14 protein-coding genes and 1 pseudogene are annotated in these 15,477 nt (G+C 70.7%); 10 read left to right on the top strand and 5 right to left on the bottom strand.

The annotated features are described in order from the left end of the window. Positions 1-3: 3 nt before the first annotated feature. The 3 genes and pseudogenes from pdxH to OIE40_RS17085 form a co-directional block, all read left to right on the top strand. On the top strand, positions 4-639 hold the full coding sequence (gene pdxH, locus OIE40_RS15445; RefSeq protein ID WP_264703708.1) for a pyridoxamine 5'-phosphate oxidase: 636 nt from the start codon (positions 4-6) through the stop codon (positions 637-639). Positions 640-687: 48 nt separating this feature from the next. Then, on the top strand, positions 688-882 hold the full coding sequence (locus tag OIE40_RS15440; protein ID WP_264703707.1) for a LacI family DNA-binding transcriptional regulator: 195 nt from the start codon (positions 688-690) through the stop codon (positions 880-882). A gap of 92 nt (positions 883-974) precedes the next feature. Continuing rightward, a pseudogene (locus tag OIE40_RS17085) lies at positions 975-1,181 on the top strand (LacI family transcriptional regulator); the annotation flags it as partial. Positions 1,182-1,525: 344 nt separating this feature from the next. On the opposite strand, the gene OIE40_RS15430 reads toward OIE40_RS17085, so the two are convergent. From OIE40_RS15430 to OIE40_RS15420, 3 genes are all read right to left on the bottom strand, one after another. Continuing rightward, on the bottom strand, positions 1,526-2,401 hold the full coding sequence (locus OIE40_RS15430; RefSeq protein ID WP_264703703.1) for a universal stress protein: 876 nt from the start codon (positions 2,399-2,401) through the stop codon (positions 1,526-1,528). Continuing rightward, complete coding sequence (locus OIE40_RS15425; protein WP_264703701.1) at positions 2,398-3,909, bottom strand: APC family permease; 1,512 nt, start codon at positions 3,907-3,909, stop codon at positions 2,398-2,400. The genes OIE40_RS15430 and OIE40_RS15425 overlap by 4 nt, the downstream gene beginning before the upstream one ends. 74 nt (positions 3,910-3,983) lie before the next feature. Then, positions 3,984-5,948, bottom strand: coding sequence for an alpha-amylase family glycosyl hydrolase (locus OIE40_RS15420; RefSeq protein WP_264703699.1), 1,965 nt, complete (start codon positions 5,946-5,948; stop codon positions 3,984-3,986). 60 nt (positions 5,949-6,008) lie between these two features. Here OIE40_RS15420 and OIE40_RS15415 point away from each other — a divergent pair, with 60 nt between their 5' ends. Further along, complete coding sequence (locus OIE40_RS15415) at positions 6,009-6,722, top strand: hypothetical protein (protein ID WP_264703698.1); 714 nt, start codon at positions 6,009-6,011, stop codon at positions 6,720-6,722. Continuing rightward, complete coding sequence (locus OIE40_RS15410; protein WP_264703696.1) at positions 6,723-8,144, top strand: serine/threonine-protein kinase; 1,422 nt, start codon at positions 6,723-6,725, stop codon at positions 8,142-8,144. Between the two features lie 36 nt (positions 8,145-8,180). On the opposite strand, the gene OIE40_RS15405 is transcribed toward OIE40_RS15410, so the two are convergent. Continuing rightward, positions 8,181-9,509: a dipeptidase gene (locus tag OIE40_RS15405; protein WP_264703695.1), complete on the bottom strand. Its 1,329-nt coding sequence runs from the start codon at positions 9,507-9,509 to the stop codon at positions 8,181-8,183. Between the two features lie 142 nt (positions 9,510-9,651). Between OIE40_RS15405 and OIE40_RS15400 the strand changes: the two genes are divergently transcribed. The 5 genes from OIE40_RS15400 (at position 9,652) to OIE40_RS15380 (ending at position 13,892) form a co-directional block, all read left to right on the top strand. Next, a complete protein-coding gene (locus tag OIE40_RS15400; RefSeq protein ID WP_264703694.1) occupies positions 9,652-10,020 on the top strand; it encodes a hypothetical protein in 369 nt (122 codons plus the stop codon). 81 nt (positions 10,021-10,101) lie between these two features. Then, a complete protein-coding gene (locus OIE40_RS15395) occupies positions 10,102-10,425 on the top strand; it encodes a rhodanese-like domain-containing protein (RefSeq protein ID WP_264703693.1) in 324 nt (107 codons plus the stop codon). A gap of 119 nt (positions 10,426-10,544) precedes the next feature. Continuing rightward, positions 10,545-11,600, top strand: coding sequence for a LacI family DNA-binding transcriptional regulator (locus OIE40_RS15390; protein ID WP_264703692.1), 1,056 nt, complete (start codon positions 10,545-10,547; stop codon positions 11,598-11,600). A 41-nt stretch (positions 11,601-11,641) separates the two neighbouring features. Next, positions 11,642-11,779: a hypothetical protein gene (locus OIE40_RS15385; protein WP_264703691.1), complete on the top strand. Its 138-nt coding sequence runs from the start codon at positions 11,642-11,644 to the stop codon at positions 11,777-11,779. Positions 11,780-11,846: 67 nt separating this feature from the next. Then, positions 11,847-13,892 carry a M3 family metallopeptidase gene (locus OIE40_RS15380; RefSeq protein ID WP_264703690.1) on the top strand — a complete coding sequence of 682 codons (2,046 nt, stop codon included), beginning with the start codon at positions 11,847-11,849 and terminating at the stop codon, positions 13,890-13,892. A 13-nt stretch (positions 13,893-13,905) separates the two neighbouring features. On the opposite strand, the gene thrC is transcribed toward OIE40_RS15380, so the two are convergent. Next, the gene (gene thrC, locus OIE40_RS15375; protein ID WP_264703689.1) at positions 13,906-15,336 is read right to left on the bottom strand and encodes a threonine synthase; all 1,431 of its coding nucleotides are present in this window, start codon (positions 15,334-15,336) and stop codon (positions 13,906-13,908) included. Positions 15,337-15,477 lie beyond the last annotated feature (141 nt).

Raw genomic sequence — 15,477 nt, 5'->3', positions numbered from 1 at the left:
GTCATGGACCCCGCCGACATGCGACTGAACTACGACCGCGACACCCTCGACGAGCAGGCGGCGTCGGCCACCGATCCGGTGCGGCAGTTCGAGGCGTGGTTCGCCGAGGCGGCGGCGCTCGGTCGAGGCGAGGCCAACGCGATGACGCTGGCCACCGTGGGCGACGACGGACGCCCCTCGGCCCGGATCGTGCTGATGAAGGGTTTCGACGCCGAGGGCATCGTGTTCTTCACCAACTACCTCTCGCGCAAGGGCCGGGAGCTGCTCGGACATCCGCAGGCGGCCCTGTTGTTCTACTGGGGTGAACTGCAGCGCCAGGTGCGCGTCGAGGGCGACGTGACGAAGGTCTCCGACGCCGAATCCGACGAATACTTCGCCAGCCGCCCGCTCGGCTCGCGGATCGGTGCGTGGGCGTCCCCGCAGAGCGCGGTGATCGCCTCGCGTGCGGAGCTGGAGGCCAACGAGCGGGCGGCGTCCGAACGATTCGGCGACGACCCGCCCCGGCCACCGGAATGGGGTGGTTTCCGGCTGGTGCCGCGCACCTGGGAGTTCTGGCAGGGCCGGCCCTCCCGGCTGCACGACCGGCTGCGCTATCGGCGCGACGGCGCGGGCTGGGTGCGCGACCGGCTGGCGCCCTGAGCCTTCCCGCCCGGGTCGGACGCCGGAGCGCCGGTTTACGCTTGCCCGGTGAGTGAGCAGCGCCGCCGACCCACGATCTACGACGTGGCGCAGGCGGCCGGCGTGGCCGCCTCGACGGTGAGCCGCGCGCTGGCCAGGCCGGGCCGGGTCAGCGCCGAGACCGCTCGGGTGCGCAGGGTGGCCGACGAACTGGCTACCGCGCAGAGCCGATCGCCGCGCCCGGCCACACCAACACCCGGCTGATCGGGCTGACCGTCTCGGACGTCGCCAACCCCTTCTACGCGCAGTTGATCCGCGGCGCCCAGGTCGCCGCCACCGCGGCGGGCTACGAACTGGTGCTGGGGCATCGCAGCCTGACCTACGCGGCCGGCCCGGAGGCGTCGTGGACCGACGGGCTACGCTTCCGGTCGCTGCGGGAACACGGCCAGGCCGCCGGGGTCCTGGTGCGCCGGATCGGGCCCTTCCAGCCCACCTTCCACGGGGGACTGGCCGCCGCCCAGGTGCTGCTGCCGAACCCGCCGACGGCCGTGGTCGGCTACAACGACCTGATCGCCGTCGGCGTCCTGCACGGCCTGCTCACCGCAGGGGTCACGATCCCGCAGCACACGCGCCGCCGCGATCACGGCGATGTGGCCAAACATGACGTGGGCGCCGAACATTCCCTCGTCGCCGACCAGGGCTCCGAGGCCTGGCTGGCGATGATGCCGCACTTCCACAGCAGGTGCGAGAAGGACAGCTTGCCGCCGCGCCCGGAGGCGTCCGCCGACGATCGCACCGAGCGCTGTTCCGGGCTCGCCCCGCGTCGATTGAGACGTTTCAAAATCCGCGGAGCATTCAAAGCGACGGCAGGAGCCCGGCAACCGTGTTGCCGGATGTTGCCGGGAGATCACGGCACGACGACCACGGGAACCGGAGAGTTTCGGACGATCTTGGCGGCACTCGAGCCGAGGAACACGTTCGCCAGTTGGTGGGTGCGCGACGAGCCGACCACCAGCACGTCGCCGCCGAACCATTCAAGGCCGTCCAGTGCGTCCGGCCAGGAGGTCCCCCGGGCGACGACGGCGTCCGGGTGCAGGCCCTTGCCGGCCAGGTGCTCGACGGCTTCGGCCTGCGCGTCGTGGACCTGCTCGAGCAGCCGCTGGTACACGAGCTCCTCGTTGCGCCGCACCGGAGAGGTGACCATGGTCTTCTGTCGCAGCGCGACCGTCAGCAGACGCAGTTCGGCCCCCACCCGGGTGCAGATCTCCGCCACCTTGTCCAGCAGCGCCCAGGTGGCGTCGTCGTCGCGGAAGGCCAGCGTCACCCGGGTGATCCTGTCCCCGGCGGCGGTGGTGTAGCCGCGCGGCGCGATCACCACCGGCACGTGCGACGAATGGAGCAGCCGGTCCGTCTTCGACGTCATCGCCACACGACCGTGCGGCCCGTCGGCGCCCGAGCCGACCACGATCAGCGACGCCCCGAGTGCCTCGGCCTGCTCGAGCATCGCCGCCGGCACCGAACGGCCGGTCACCCAGGTCGCGGTGGAGGTGATGTCGGAGTGCTCGGCCAGCAGCGCCGCGGCCTCGGCCGCCGACGCCTCGCCCTCGGCCGCCGCCCAGGCCTCGAACTCGCCGTCGGTTGCGCTGCCCGCCGCCGTCTCCCACCCGCGCGGCACCACCGTCAACGCGTGCACGTCGTCCGACTCGGACCGGGCGAACTGGCAGGCCAGCGCCAAGGCGCCGCGGTCGTCCTTGTGCGGGCTGTAGCCGACCAGGTACGTCATTCCTCGTCGTCCCGTCGCTTGCGGCCGCCGGGTTCGGCGATCTCCTCGTCGGTCGTGTAGTGGTTCAGCGTCGCGTGGCTGCGGCCGTAGGCGAAGTAGTAGAGCAACACCACCGCGATCCAGGTCAAGAAGATCGCCCAGGTGATGGCCGACAAGCCCCACATGATGTACACGCACACCAGCACGGTCAGAATCGGCACCACCGGGTAGCCGGGCACCTTGAACGGACGCTCCAGATCGGGGTGGGTTCTTCGCAGCACGATGATGCCGATGGCGACCACCGAGAACGCCATCAGGGTGCCGATCGACACCGTGTCCCACAGGTAGTCGGCGGGCACGAAGCCGCCGATCAGTGCCACCGCGATCGAGACCACGATGGTGTTGTAGGTGGGGGTCATGGTCTTGGGGTTGACCTCGAGGAACTTCTTCGGAATCATCCCGTCGCGGCCCACGGCGAACAGAATGCGGGTCTGGCCGTACAGGGTGACCAGGGTGACCGAGAAGATCGAGATCACGGCCCCGGCGGCGAGCACGGTGCTCCAGATCTGGTTGCCGGTGACCTCTTTGAGAATGAGCGCCAGGCCCGCCTCGCCCTGGGTCTGCTCGAAGAACTCGACCGGCTTGGCGGCCAGTCCCGCGGCGGCGACGGCGATGTAGATGCCCGACACGATGGCCAGGGCGCCGATGATGGCGCGCGGCAGCGCCTTCTGCGGGTTCTTCACCTCTTCACCGGCTGTCGCGACGGCGTCCAAGCCTATGAACGAGAAGAAGATCGTGCCCGCGGCGGCGCTGATGCCGCCCACCCCGTAGGCGAAGAAGTTGGCGAAGTGGTCGGCGTTGAACGCGCTGAAACCGATCACGGTGAACAGCACCAGCACACCGAGTTTGATCAGCACCATGATCGCGTTGACCGTTGCCGACTCGGACGCTCCGCGAATCAGCAGCAGCATGCACAGCATGACGAGCACGACCGCGGGCAGGTTGATCAGGCCGCCGGTGGCGGGGTAGGTGATCAGGCCGTCCGCCCCTTCGACGGGCACCGGAATCGGCGACACCGACAGCGCTTCGGGCAATTGCCAGCCGATGGTTTCGTGCAGCAGCTCGTTGAAGTAACTGCTCCAACCCACTGCGACCGCGCCCGTCGACACCCCGTATTCGAGCACTACACAGCCGGCGATGATCACCGCCACGAACTCACCCAGCGCGTGGTAGGCGTAGCTGTAGGTCGATCCGCTGACCGGGATCGCCGACGCCAATTCGGCGTAGCACAGGGCGGACAGGCCGGCCGCGATGCCGGCGATCAGGAACGAGATCAGCACCGCCGGACCGGCCTTCGGCACCGCCTCACCGAGCACGAAGAAGATGCCCGTTCCCACCGTGGCGCCGACGCCGAACATCATCAGTTGGAAGGTCGACAGGTTGCGGGCCAGTTCCTCGCCCTGATGGTGCTTGTTCTGGAAGACGATCGGCTTGCGGCGCCACAGTTGCTGACTCAACGGCAGACTCATCTGCGCTCCCGGGGGTCGGTGGGAAGGTGCGCACAAGCTAGCGCCTATGCCCGCCGGCTGGGAAGGGCTCCGGTTCAGTCCTGGCTGTACACCAGCAGGCTGTACGGCGCGATGTCGATGTCGGCGTGCGCGGGCATGCCGTCGTAGTCCTCGTGGTAGGCGGTCACGTCGAAGGAGTCGAAGTCGCCGAAGTCGTCGGAGTAGATCGTCGAGTCGCTGTTGAACCGCAGCTTCCACAATCCCTCGGCCGGCATCCCGATCGTGTACTTGTTGCGCGCCTGGGCGTCCAGGTTGGCGATCACCACCGTGTCGTCGCGGACGCCGTGGTCCCACCAGCGCTGGAACGCGATCAGGTTGTTGTCGTCGTTGGCGTGGATGATCCGCAGCCCGGACCCCATCAGGCCCTTGGTGCGACCGGCGAAGTTGCGCCGCAGTGCCACCAGGTCGCGGTACAGCCGCACGATGCCGTGGTATTCGGAGTCGAGTTCCCAGTCGAGCGGGACGTCGTCGCGGAACCAGCCGCCCTGCAGGAACTCCTGGCCCTGGAACAGCATCGGGATGCCGGGCGCGGTCAGCACCAGCCCGGCCCCCAGGGTGGAGCGCTTCTGCGCCCAGTAGCCCTGGGGATCGGACGGGTCCACCTCCTGCGGCACCCGGGCCTTGCCGTTGGCCACCTCGTCGTGCGACTCGGTGTAGATCACCCGCGCGTAGGTGTCGCCGTAGCTGTGCGCGATCGCCTCGGCAACCGCCGGCACCGACCGGTACGCGTCGCTGGCGACGATGATCGCCTCCCGGACCGGGTGGACGAACTTGGCCTCCCACTGCGCGTGATAGGCGGCACCGTCGTCGGCGGTGCTGGTCACCGCCGGGTTGCCGTGCAGGTCCTCGGCGATGGTGATGGCGTCGGGGAACTCCCGGCGGATGCTGCGGTTCAGCCAGCTCTGCAGGCTCCAGCCCTCGGGCAGGTCGAGGTCGGCGTCGGCGTCCACCGAACGCATGTAGGGGGTCATGTCGAAGCGCAGCCCGTCGACGTGGTAGTCGCGCAACCACAGGTAGGCGTTGTCGCGCAGGTACTGCCGCACCTCACCGCGTCCGTAGTCGGGACGCGTGTCGCCCCACGGCGTGGTCGAGCGCCAGTCGTTGTAGAAGTAGATGCCGCCCTTGCCGTTCTCCGACCAGCCGTCGAACTGCCACAGGTCGAGGTCGGAGGGGCCGAAGTGGTTGTAGACGACGTCCATGATCACCGCCAGGCCGTTGCGGTGCGCCTCGCGGACCAGGGTCTTCAGGGCGTCCGGCCCGCCGTAGCTGCTCTCGACGGCGAAGATGTGCGCCGGGTTGTAGCCCCACGACCAGTCGCCGGCGAACTCGGCGGTCGGCATCAGCTGGATGGCGCTCACGCCCAGGCTGCGGAAGTGCGCCAGGTTGGCCTGCACCTGGTCGAAGGTGCCGACCTGGCCCTCTTTGTCGGGTGCGAACGAGCCGACGTGCAACTCGTAGATGACCAGGTCGTTGTGCGGCGGGCAGACGAACGCGTCACCCTTCCAGTCGAAGGCCGCGTGGTCGTAGACGACGCCGTTGCCGACCGAGTTCGTCACCTGGTGGGCGTACGGGTCGATCCGGTGCAGCACCTGGTCGCCGTTGACGATCCGGAACTTGTACTCATCACCGGGCTTCGCCGTGCCGACGAAGCCGTACCAGTAGCCGTTGCCCTCACCGGTCAGGGCGTCCGCGTCGTCGCTCCAGTCGTTGAAGCTGCCGGTGACGTTGACCGTGTCGGCGTGCGGCGCCCACACCCGGAAACCGACGCCGCCTCCGCCAACGATCGCCCCCATGCCGTCCAGCGGCTTGGCCGGGGTGGACCGCTTCCGCTTGGTGCCCTTGCGCCCCGACGACTTCTTTGCCTTCGGCGCGGCGGACTTCGCCTTCGACTGCTCTGCGGAGTCATTCGTCGTGGGCTTCGACCCGGGCCCGCCACCGCCCTTCTTCGACGACGAGGACGACGTGGCTGAGGAGCGGCTGCCGGAGGCCGGGGCGTTCATGGCGCCAACCTACCCCGGCAGCAGCACCGCCAATCGCGGCGCTCCGCCTATCGTGGTTACATGGCTGCTACGTTGCGCGCGCTCAGCGCTGCCGGTGTGTTGCTGGTGCTGTCCGCCTGTGCCACCGCCCCGCCGCCGGCGGTGAGCGTGGTCCCGACGGCCGCGACGCCCGCGACCACGGCGTCCGCCTCGGCCGAGTCGACGAGCACCGCCAGCGGCACCGGGAGTGCCGCGCCCGCCACCAGCGCCACCGCGTCGGCGAGCGCCACGTCGTCCGCTCCGAGCCCGACCGCCAGCGCCACCGGCCTGGTGCTGCACCCCAAGGGGCTCAGCGGCATGGATTTCGGCCGCAGCGAGGACGCCGTGTCGGCGCTGCTCACCGCGCAGCTCGGCAAGCCCGACGACTCCTACACCGGGCCGGTCTGCGAAGTGGACAGCGACACCGCCTACGGCCGGCAGCTCGCCTACGGCGCAGCCGCGCTGCTCTTCCAGAGCAAGGCCGGCGGGAACGCCGACTCGAAGCGGACGTTCACCAGCTGGGTGATCAACCTGGGCCAGCCGCTGCCCTCCGCGCTGCGGGTCGCCGACGGCTTCCCGGTCGACACCAGCTTCAGCGCACTGAAGTCCAGCTTCCCGAAGGGGAAGTTGAGCAGGGTCACGCTCGGCGAGGCGGCCGTCTACGTGTTCCGGACGCCCGCCGGCATCTGGTACCGGGGCGACGACAAGAAGACCCCCACCGACATGGGGTCGGGACCGATGGGCACCTGCGAGTAGATGGCGGAGCACCTGCTGGCGGGTCGGTACCGCCTGGAGCACGAGATCGGGGCCGGCGGCATGGGCCGGGTCTGGCGTGCGCGCGACGTCCGCCTCGATCGAGAGGTCGCGGTCAAGACCGTCGACCTCTCGGGGGTCTCCGACCCCACCCTGGCCGATCGGTTCCAGCGCGAGATCGTGCTGACCGCCCGGCTGACCAGTCCGCACACGGTGACCGTCTTCGACGGCGGTGTGGACGGCCGCACCGCCTACCTGGTGATGGAGTTGCTGCGCGGCGAGTCGCTCGCCGACGCCATCGCCCGCCGCGGGCCGCTCGGCCTCACCCAGACCCTCGACGTCGCGCGCCAGGTTACCCGGGGGTTGGCCGCCGCGCACGCGGTCGGCCTGGTGCACCGCGACATCAAACCCGCCAACGTGATGCTCGGCGACGGCCGGGTCAAGCTGCTCGACTTCGGCATCGCCCAGCTCACCGGCCAGGTCGACCCGCACCTCACCGCGCCGCAGATGACGATCGGCACCGCCGCCTACATGTCACCCGAGCAGGCCGCGGGGCAACGGGTGGATGCCGCCACCGACCTGTACGCGCTCGGCTGCCTGATCATGACCATGCTGACCGGCCGCCCGCCTTTCCCCGGCGACCAGCCGGTGCTGGTGGCGTCGGCGCAGATCAACGCCGAACCGCCGCGGCTGGCGTCCCGGCGATCGGACGTGCCGCCCGGCCTGGACGCCCTGGTCGCGGCACTGCTCGCCAAGAACCCGCTGCTCCGGCCGAACACCGCCGCCACGCTGCGCGCCCTGGAGGCGCTGCAGGCGAATCAGTCCGGGCCGGCCGTCCAGCTGCCGCCCCCGGCGAGCGGGCCGGTGACCGCGCCCGGGCGGCCCGCCCCGGTGCCGCAGACCCGTCCCTACACCCAGCCGGCGCCGGCCGCCGGCCGGCCCGCCCCGGCCCTCGCGGCTCCCCGATCGCTGGAACACCTGCAACCCTCGGGAGCGTGGTGGCTGGCCGGTGTCCTGGTCAGCCTCATACTGGCGCTGCTGGTGGCCGGGCTGACAGCGAACCTGACCGGCGCCGCGGTCGCGCAACTGGCCGGCGCCCTGTCGTCGGGTTCGCCCGAGGCCAAGCCGTCGACGACGAAACCGACCCCCTCCGCCTCGGCCGACAGCAGCCCGGACCCGGGGCAGTCGGTGGCGCTGGGGGCGGCGCTGCAGGGCGTCCGGCTCGCTTTGTCGTCGCTGCCCGACAGTGAGGCGAAGACCCGCCTGCTGGAGGCCTGGGAGGCCGCCAGTGCCCGGATCGCCGCCGGGCGCACGCCGAAGGCCACCCTGACCGCCTTCGAGAAGGCCGTGAAGGCGTCCGGACTGGCGGGCTGGGAGCAGCAGGCCGTGCTGGCAGCCACCGGCATCGTGCGTTCGCTGCTGTAGCGGGTCGGTGTCGCCGGCCCCGGGACGCCGCGCCGCTCAGCCGGCCAGCTTCGCCAGCAGCACCGCCTCGGCCCGACAGGCCTTGGCGAAGTCGTCCACGTGCAGCGACTCGTCGATGCCGTGCATCCGCGAATCGGGATCGCACACCGCCGTGACCAGCACCGTGGCGTCCGGGAACGCCTGCTGGAACTCCGCGATCATCGGGATCGAGCCGCCCTGCCCCATGAACACCGGCTGCACGCCCCAGGTCTCGGTGAACGCGTCCCGGGCGGCCTCGGCCACGGCTCCGTCGAAGCCGACGACCGTGCCCGAACCCTTGGACCCGTCGGTCACCGTCACCCTCGCCCCCCACGGGGCGTGGCTGCGCAGGTGCTCCGCCAGCGCCGCCATCGCGGCGGTGGGGTCGGTGTCGGGCGGAAGCCGGACGCTGATCTTGGCCCGCGCGCTGGGCGCCAGAGTGTTCGACGAGTGCTCGACCGAGGTGGCGTCGATGCCGATCACCGTCGCGGTGGGCTTGCACCACAGCCGTCCGGCGATCGGGCCCTCACCCAGCAGCCGGACCCCCTCCAGCACGCCGGTCTCGGCCCGCACGCGCTGTTCGGAGTAGTCCAGATCCGGGTCGGGCATGGCGCCGAGGCCCTCGATCGCCACGTTGCCGTCGTCGTCGTGCAGGGTGGCGAGCAGCCGGCACAGAGCGGTCAGCGCGTCGGGCACCACGCCGCCGAACTGGCCCGAGTGCAGGGCGTGGTCGAGGGTCGTGACCTCGACCACGCAGTCCACCAGTCCGCGCAGGGTCGAGGTGAAGGCGGGCACGCCCACCTCCCAGTTGCCCGAGTCGGCGATCACGTAGGCGTCCGCGGCGAGCAGGTCGCGATGCACCTTCAGGGTCGACGACAGGGTGGGCGACCCGATCTCCTCCTCGCCCTCGACGAACAGGGTGACGCCGACCGGCGGTCTGCCCTGGAAGGCGCGCAGTGCGGCCAAGTGCACCATCACGCCCGCCTTGTCGTCGGCGACGCCGCGGGCGAACAGCCGCCCGGCTGCCTCCCGGACGGCGAACGGGTCGCCGGTCCACAACGACACCTCGCCGGTCGGTTGGACGTCGTGGTGCGCGTACAGGCACACCGTCGGCGCGCCCTGGGGTGCCGGGAACCGCGCGATCACGGCGGGCTGGCCGCCCGGCTCGGTGACCACCCGGACGTCGTCGCAGCCCAGCGCCCGGACCTGCTCGACCACCCAGTCGGCGCTGGCCCGGACGTCCGCGGCGTGCGCGGGCAGGGCACTGACCGAGGGGATGGCGACGAAGCTCGCCAGATCGGCGAGAACTCCCGGCAGGACGGCGTCGACGGCGGCGGTGACATTCATCCCGGCAGCCTATCGACGCCCCTGAGCCCACCCCAAGCGCACCCGGAGGCACCCTGGGGGATGTTGAACGGGTGCGCCGCGCGAGGAAGGCTGGTTATTCGGACGCGGGCAGGTCGCGTCCCCACCGATCAGGAGCACCAACGTGTCCAGCAACACCCGCATCACCCCCGAGAAGATCGGCCGGATCGCCGCCAAGGTCGCCACCGAGGCCGCGTACGTGGTCACCGGACTGGCCGATGTCGTGGCCGGCACCGTGCAGGACGTCGTCAAGCAGGGCCGGCACACCTACACCGAACGCAAGGCCTCCGGCGCGAGCCCGCTCAGCGACTACGCCAAGCAGGTGCCGAGCCAGTTGAAGGGTCTGGTCGGCGAGCTCAAGGAGGCCTACGAAGGGCTGTCCGCCCGGGGCCGCACGGTGTTCTCCGACGGTTTCAGCAAGAGCGCGCACCGCGAGTCGCCGAACCTGGACGCCGACGTCCCCACCGACTACGAGCAGCCGCCGGCCAACTGACGCCCCGCCCGCTCACAGCGCCCCACTGACGTCATCCCGGCCCGCACGGGTGCCGCGAAGCGATGCTGGCAGGATGGACCCGTGAGCATTCCCGCCATCTCCGTCGGCGACCTGGCCGACGACGCCGTGGTCCTCGACGTCCGTGAACCGGGCGAGTGGGCCGCTGGACGCGTCCCCAACGCCGTGCACGTCCCGCTGGGTGAGTTGCCGGCGCGGCTGGCCGACCTGCCCCGCTCCGAGGGGCCGTTGCCGGTCATCTGCCGCTCCGGCGGCCGGTCGGCCCAGGCCGTGGCGTTCCTCCTCGCCCGCGGGGTGGACGCCGTCAACGTCGAGGGCGGCACGCAGGCCTGGGCACAGGCCGGTAAGCCGCTGGATTCCGACGGGCCCGAGCCCTACGTCGTCTGACCGGTCCGCCCGGTCGCCCTGCGGCATCCACACGATCCTTGGCTGTATCGATACAGAGACCATGACGGTTTGGATTCTTTAACGTTATAGTCCATGCTTGATGGCGGAGGTTGTGAACAATGCCACGGGTCACCATGAAGGACGTCGCGCAAGCGGTCGGCGTCTCGGTGATGACCGTCTCCAACGCGTTCAACCGGCCCGATCAACTGTCCACCCCGCTGCGTGAACGCATTCTGCAACGCGCCTCGGCCATGGGCTACGGCGGTCCCAACGCGGCCGCCCGGCATCTGCGTGCCGGCCGCACCCACTGCTACGGGGTGGTGCTGTCGGAGAGCCTCGGTTACGCCTTCAACGATCCGTACTCGGTGCTGTGGCTGGCCGGTTTCAGCGAGCCCCTGCAGGCCGCCGGGGCCACGATGACGCTGCTGCCGGTGCCCAGGGCGCCGGGCAGCGACCGCGACGTCATCCGACGAGCCAGCGTGGACGGCCTCGCCGGGTTCTGTGCCACCCACGCCGCACTCGAGGCCGCCCGCAGCTGCGGGATCCCGATGGTGCTGGCACACACCGAGGACGCCGACAGCGACTGGGTCGCCATCGACGACTTCGCCGCCGGCACCCAGCTCGGTGCGCATCTGCGACGCCTCGGCCACCGCGACGTCGTTCTACTCGCCGACCGCGCCTTCACCGCGCCGCCCGGCCCATTGGACGTCGACGGCGAGCCGTTCCGGCTGGCGCTCCACGCCCTGGCGCGAGCCGGTCTGTTCGACATCGCCATCCGGATTCGCGGCCTGCTGCACGGGCTCGGCCCCGACTGCCGGGTCCGGTTCGTCGGCGCCGGCGCCAACAGCCGCGACGCCGGCCGGCTGGCTTCCGGCCACGCGCTCGAGGCGGCCGAACGGCCGACGGCGATCTGCTGCATCAGCGACGTGCTCGCGCTCGGCGTCCTCGACGCCCTCGCCGACGACGGCCTGGTGCCGGGACGCGACGTCACCGTGACCGGTTTCGACGACCTTCCCGAGGCGGGTCGCAGCGGCCTCACGACCATCCGGCAACCCATCCGGGACAAGGGCCGGCTGGCCGGTGAGCTGCTGCTCGACCCGGAACGCACCCCGCGACAGCTGACCCTGCCGCACCAACTCGTGGTCCGGACCAGTTCCGGGCCCAACCTGACCTGACAAGCACCGGCGCGGGTGACCGCGCCACGGGAGGAACCATCATGTACGCACCCATCGCCGCCGTCGAAGCCGCCCTTCGGCAGAACTCGCTGCGGGGACGCCGCGACTACAGCACCCCGGTCGTCGACCGGTGGGGCAACGACGTCCGCGTGCTGCACGCCGAGCGCTACGCCCGCTGACTCGCACGCGCTCCGGACGCAACCTGCTGGTTTCGCCGTCCGACCCCTGCTGGGTAAGGATGGCGACATGCGTCTTGACCCCAGCAACCCGTTCGCCGCACCCTCGGCACTGCCGTACCAGCTGACTCCGTGGGCCGACGTGCGGCCGGAGCACTACCTTCCCGCGGCGGACGCCGGCATCGACGAGTTGCTCAGCAGCCTGCAACGGCTCGCCGACGACCCCGAGCCGCCGACGATCGGCAACGTGATCGAGGCGTGGGAGTCGTCGTCACAGCTGCTGGGCCGCGTGCTGGGGGCCTTCTACACCGTCCAGCCGGCGGACACCACCGACGAGCTGGACGCCGTCGAGACCGAGCTGTCGCCCAAGCTGGCCCGGTTGAGCGACGCCATGTACCAGAACCGGGCCCTGTTCGAACGGGTCGGGGCACTGGACGCCCGGGTCGCCGCCGGTGAGCTGGACGCCACCGACGCCGACCGCTACTGGATCGAAACCCACCTGCGCGACTTCGTCCGGGCCGGGGTGTCGCTGCCCGAGGCCGACCAGGCTCGGCTGCGCGAGCTCAACGCCCGGCTCGCCGAACTCACCTCGGCCTTCGGCCGCACCGCCCTCGCCGGCTCGAACGCCGCCGCGGTCCTGGTCACCGACGAAGCCGAACTGGCCGGGGCGTCCGAATCGACGCTGGCCGGAGCCCGGGCCGCCGCTGAGGGCCGCGGCCTCGACGGCTGGCTGCTCGAGCTCGACTCGTGCACCCCGCAGGACGTGCTGACCGAACTGGACGACCCCGCGCTGCGCGAGCGGGTCCACCTGGCCTCGGTGTCACGCGGCTGGCAGGGCGAGCACGACACCCGTGAGTTGCTGGTCGAGATCGCCCGGCTGCGCGCCGAACGCGCCAGTCTGCTCGGCTACCGGCATCACGCCGAGTACGTTGCGGCCGACGCCTGCGCCAAGACGTCCGAGGCGGTGCGGGAGATGCTGCACCGGCTGGTGAGCCCGGCGGTCCGCAACGCGCGGGCCGAGGCGTCCGACCTGCAGCAGTTGCAGTCCGAACAGTTGCGTCCGGCCGACTGGGAATACCGTGCCGAGCAGCTGAAGGCCCAGCGCTACAGCTTCGACACGGCGCTGCTGCGGCCCTACCTGGAACTCGAACGGGTGCTGCACGAGGGCGTGTTCGCGGCGGCCACCGGCCTGTTCGGCATCACCTTCGCCGAGCGCGGCGATCTGGCCGGCTACAACGACGAGGTGCGCGTCTTCGAGGTGTTCGACGCCGACGGCACCGGGCTGGGGCTGTTCCTGGCCGACTACTACACCCGGGCCGGCAAGCAGGGCGGCGCCTGGATGAACAACATCGTCGACCAGAACCACCTGCTCGGCCAGCAGCCGGTCGTGGTGAACAACCTCAACATCGTCAAGCCACCCGCCGGCCGGCCCACGCTGCTCAGCTGGGGCGAGGTGAACACCATGTTCCACGAGTTCGGGCATGCGCTGCACGGGCTGCTCTCCGACACCCGCTACCCCTCCCAGTCCGGTGCGAACACCCCGCGCGACTTCGTCGAGTTCCCCTCGCAGGTGAACGAGTTGTGGTCGTTCGATCCGGGGCTGCTGCGTCGCTACGCCGTCCACCACGCCACCGGCGAGCCGCTGCCCGCCGCCTGGATCGAGAACCTCAGGGCCGCCGAGGTGTTCAACCAGGGCTGGGCGACCACCGAGATCCTGGCGGCCTCGCTGCTCGACCAGGCGTGGCACTCGACGCCGCTGGCCGACCTGCCCGAGTCCGCCGACGAGGTGGAGCGGTTCGAGGCCCAGGCACTGGCCGCCGCCGGCGTCGACTTTCCGCTCGCGCCGACCCGCTACCGCTCGACCTACTTCAAGCACATCTTCGAGGGCGGCTACGCGGCCGCCTACTACAGCTACCTGTGGTCGGAGGTGCTGGACGCCGACACGTCCGCCTGGTTCCTCGCCAACGGCGGGCTGACCAGGGCCAACGGTGAACGCTACCGCCGGCTGCTGCTGGCCAGGGGCGGCTCGATCGAGGCGATGGACACCTTCCGCGACTTCCGCGGCGCCGATCCCGACATCAGCCACCTGCTGCTGCGGCGCGGGCTGGCCGCCTGAGCCGGTTCGCCGTTCAGCCGAGCCGGTCGGCGATGATCGCCTTCAACACCCCGGCGTCCGCGGGAATGTCGAGGACGTGCCGGGGCAGGTCCTCGATGCCCGCGAAGGCGTCCGGGCGCTCGGGCTCGCGGCCCAGCGCCTCGACGATGGTGGCCGAGAACTTCACCGGCAGTGCGGTCTCGGTGACCACGATCGGCCCGGCCAGCTCGGCGCGCAGGTCGCGGGCGACCTTGACGGCGTCCGCGGTGTGCGGGTCGATCACCACGCCGTCGGACGTCTCGAGCGCGGCGATCGTGGCCAGCCGGTCGGCGTGGGTCGAGGTGCCCGACACGAAGCCGTACCGGTCGCGGACAGCGGCGAACTCGGGCGTGCCGGACAGGTCGAACAAGCCGCGCTCGAGCAGCGTCGGACCGAACAGCTCGGCGGTCCGGACGCCGTCGCGGCCGAGCAGGTCGAACACGAACCGCTCGAAGTTGCTCGCCTTGGAGATGTCCATCGACGGGCTGGAGGTCTCCGCGGCGCCCGAGCGGACGCGATAGACGCCGGTGCGGAAGAACTCGTCGAGAACGTTGTTCTCGTTCGTGGCCAGGATCAGCGCATCGACCGGCAGGCCCATCATCCGGGCCACGTGGGCGGCGCAGATGTTGCCGAAGTTGCCGGTCGGCACCGCGAACGACACCCGTTCGGCGCCGGTCGCGGCGTGCACCCGCAGGTAGCCGACCACGTAGTAGACCACCTGGGCGACGACCCGGCCCCAGTTGATCGAGTTGACCGCGCCGATGCTGTGGGTGGCCTTGAAGGCGGCGTCGCTCATCACCGCCTTGACCAGATCCTGGCAGTCGTCGAAGACGCCCTCGACGGCCAGGTTGATGATGTGCGGGTCGTCCAGGCTGAACATCTGCGCCTGCTGGAAGGGGCTCATCCGGCCCTGTGGCGAGAGCATGAAGACCGTGATCCGGTCGAGTCCCCGCATCGCGTACTCGGCGGCCGAGCCGGTGTCACCCGACGTGGCGCCGAGAATGGTCAGGGTGCGCCCGCGACGCTCGAGCTCGTACTCGAAGAGCTGCCCGAGCAGCTGCATCGCCATGTCCTTGAAGGCGGCTGTGGGCCCCTCGGACAGTTTGAGCAGCCACAGGTCCCCGGTCACCGGCGCCACCGGGACGACGGGGTCGCCGAACGTCCCCACGGCGTAGGCGCGCTCGCAGATCGCCCGGAGGTCGGCGTCCGGAATGTCGTCGACGAACAGCCGCAGCACCTCGAACGCGACGGCCGCGTAGCCATCGCTCTCGAGCAGCTCGCCCCACCCGGTCAGGGTCTCGGCGCTCAGCTGCGGATAGGACTGGGGCAGGTACAGGCCGCCGTCGGGGGCCAGCCCGTCGAGCAGGATGTCGCAGAACGGCAAACCCGGCCCGGGCTCCGCGCTGCGGGTCGACACGTAACGCACCCGCCGAGCCTAGCTGTACCCGGCCATGAGGTTGGTACCAGCGTGCCGGTTTGATTGAGCGAGAACCCCCGGATGGGATGTGGCTTGTCGAAGGTCACATCAACACCGGAGGTTCTCGTGTCCCACGGTAGTGCCCGGTTG

This window comes from Micropruina sonneratiae, from assembly GCF_025972045.1.
GTDB lineage: Bacteria > Actinomycetota > Actinomycetes > Propionibacteriales > Propionibacteriaceae > Micropruina > Micropruina sonneratiae.
This window is presented reverse-complemented; position numbering and strand designations above follow the sequence as displayed.

What these genes read in the sequence shown, in the direction of transcription:
- OIE40_RS15420 (WP_264703699.1), bottom strand. Translation starts at nt 5,948, where the DNA reads ATGAACGCCCCGGCCTCCGGCAGCCGCTCCTCAGCCACGTCGTCCTCG.
- OIE40_RS15415 (WP_264703698.1), top strand. Translation starts at nt 6,009, where the DNA reads ATGGCTGCTACGTTGCGCGCGCTCAGCGCTGCCGGTGTGTTGCTGGTG.
- OIE40_RS15390 (WP_264703692.1), top strand. Translation starts at nt 10,545, where the DNA reads ATGCCACGGGTCACCATGAAGGACGTCGCGCAAGCGGTCGGCGTCTCG.
- OIE40_RS15425 (WP_264703701.1), bottom strand. Translation starts at nt 3,909, where the DNA reads ATGAGTCTGCCGTTGAGTCAGCAACTGTGGCGCCGCAAGCCGATCGTC.
- OIE40_RS15410 (WP_264703696.1), top strand. Translation starts at nt 6,723, where the DNA reads ATGGCGGAGCACCTGCTGGCGGGTCGGTACCGCCTGGAGCACGAGATC.
- OIE40_RS15385 (WP_264703691.1), top strand. Translation starts at nt 11,642, where the DNA reads ATGTACGCACCCATCGCCGCCGTCGAAGCCGCCCTTCGGCAGAACTCG.
- OIE40_RS15405 (WP_264703695.1), bottom strand. Translation starts at nt 9,509, where the DNA reads ATGAATGTCACCGCCGCCGTCGACGCCGTCCTGCCGGGAGTTCTCGCC.
- OIE40_RS15380 (WP_264703690.1), top strand. Translation starts at nt 11,847, where the DNA reads ATGCGTCTTGACCCCAGCAACCCGTTCGCCGCACCCTCGGCACTGCCG.
- pdxH (WP_264703708.1), top strand. Translation starts at nt 4, where the DNA reads ATGGACCCCGCCGACATGCGACTGAACTACGACCGCGACACCCTCGAC.
- OIE40_RS15430 (WP_264703703.1), bottom strand. Translation starts at nt 2,401, where the DNA reads ATGACGTACCTGGTCGGCTACAGCCCGCACAAGGACGACCGCGGCGCC.